The sequence below is a fragment of the Nitrococcus mobilis Nb-231 genome, from assembly GCF_000153205.1.
Taxonomy (GTDB): Bacteria; Pseudomonadota; Gammaproteobacteria; order Nitrococcales; family Nitrococcaceae; genus Nitrococcus; species Nitrococcus mobilis.
This window is the reverse complement of sequence record NZ_CH672427.1, coordinates 1-2,185: the sequence shown is the minus strand read 5'-3', so window position 1 is coordinate 2,185 and position 2,185 is coordinate 1. Positions and strand designations below refer to the sequence as shown.

General features: G+C 51.3%; 1 protein-coding gene. It reads right to left on the bottom strand.

What is annotated here, in order from left to right; translation table 11 throughout:
- Positions 1-1,235: 1,235 nt before the first annotated feature.
- The gene (locus tag NB231_RS17230) at positions 1,236-1,916 is read right to left on the bottom strand and encodes a hypothetical protein (RefSeq protein WP_084766179.1); all 681 of its coding nucleotides are present in this window, start codon (positions 1,914-1,916) and stop codon (positions 1,236-1,238) included.
- Positions 1,917-2,185: the final 269 nt, after the last annotated feature.

Here is a 2,185-nt window from a genome sequence, read left to right as displayed (position 1 = left end):
AATGGGGCAGTTGTGCAGGGAAAGTTGTCGCTCTTATCCGGGGAGATCTGTCTTCCTGGCGGTTGGAAGGACTATGGGAGTCGAACTGAGGCCCGATGCGAAAGCATCGGAATCGCCATCGAACCCTAAGGTCACTTCGGCCGCGCGTCTTGCGGCAACGCAAGGCGTGATGGGGCAGAAGTCAGCAGAGGCCATAGTAGCCGTGGGCACGCGGAGAAGGGCCGAACAGGAGAAAAATAGGGTCTGACCCCTATTTACCCTCAAGCTCCCGCACCGCTCGTCTGGCAATATCCGGGGGAAAACGCTTCGATTTGCCTGTGGCGTAAAGCTCCTGAGTATGCCGATCGGCGAACGTTTTGATCACGCCAAGAAATGTAGCGGGTCACGTGACGGCTGTCAACGTGTGGTCGCCGGTTAAAATGCCGCATAACGACCAAGCTCAGCGGCAAAGGCAAGCTGGCGCGGCTCTTGCGAATGCAAGAGGCGTGACAGTTTGATTTCGTCCGTCTGCAGCGCCTTGTTAGGCGGCGCTGAGCTGGGTCGCGAGCTATGAATGGGCACAACCGGAGCCACGTAGAACCTCACTCGAGCACATTGAAGTTACATTTCGCTGTGTAGATGGCGCCCATAGGCCCTGAGACAAGCCCGCCTTTACTGATCCGAATTCTCGTAAAGATCGCTACATCTCGTTTCAAGTATAAAGTAGTGGAATATGCTTCTTTGCCCTGCATTGACAAGGCATGGATAACGGAATCGGAACGGAAGACCACTACGGACTTCGTTACCGTTGGGGGAACAAGCTCATCAACTCTCTCCCTCCCTATCAAGTCTGGGAACGGAAGCGCTGCTTGCCAGCTTTCGATCAGAACATCCGGATCGTGTGTCGTGAAGAAGAATGTAGGGTTCGAGTTCGAGTAGCCGTCTGAACTCTCTTGTCTCTCTCCGTCCACGAACTCGAATCGCTTTCCTTCTGGACTGTAGCAAGTCGCGGTAATGGTCCCTGCAAGAGCGACGTTGCTACTAAGCAGGAAAACCACCCAAGTTCCCGCAAATCCACGGATCATCACAGTCGTTGTCCCCCTTCATCGTTATTGGCTCACGCAGCAGCCGAGCGGCGCGGATCCCGGCCGTAAACGCCGGCAATCCCGGCGGGTAGCGCCGCCTAACGCCGCGCTTTGCGGCAAATTTGGAGCGCAGCGGAAAATTTGTCCGGCAACAGCGCCTTGTTATACTTTTTACCAACGCCGTAGCTGTGATATTGCATCTTTCAAGCTTCTATCATCATGGGCTGGTTCACCATTAGAGAGACTTAAAATTGTTGAAATGCACATCGTTGAAACAGCCACACCATCATCAGATGGATTTCTGGTATTGCTTAGATGCTGAAATGTAGCCATTCCCACCGCATCTCCATACTCTTCTTTGAGCTTTTTAAGAAGTGGGCGAACCACATCGAGAACGGCCTGACCATATTCAGTAGCCTGTTCTTTACTCGGTATTTTTCCCTTATGGACAACTTCATTACGGAATTTTATTTTATTATTGCTGAGCAAGGTTGGCTTACTGCCAGTTTCCTGAAGATGAAGAAAAATGAAAGCTCCTAGCTGCCTTTCAGATTGATTCGAGACCTCCTTCCATGCTTCTTGCGTATTAGACCAATCAATATTTTTTGATATACACACAACTTTTATAAAGAATTCGTAGAATCTTTCTAGTGCAGAAGTAAACGACGAAACTGCCTCTCGATAATAGCCATCTACGATTGCGTAAGCGCCAATATCAAAAAGTATTTCAAACTTTTGTTGTTGCAATAGTGTAATGGAAGAATGACCCTTTGGGCACAGAATCTCATATCGACCATCATCCTTGAATTCAACCGTTGCGGTAATCATCGCGTTTGCGATGTCCTCTTGCATGCATTGTGCACATGTAACTGGTAATTTCACGGTTCAATCCTTGTAGGTATAACGGAGTTGGCGATGAGCGGTCCCCGTGCGTCGGGGCTCAATGCCCCGGCGCATGGGGGGCTCGATCGCCAGTTCGGCGGCGTTTCGCGTCGGCACTGAATCGAACGAAGGGAGCGCGAGATTAGGCATCAAGCCCGTCCCTCCGCTTGTTGAGTACTCTGGTCGGCCTTGGTGCCTAATCTCGCGCTTTCCGCGCTCATCGCCAACTCCGTTCGGTG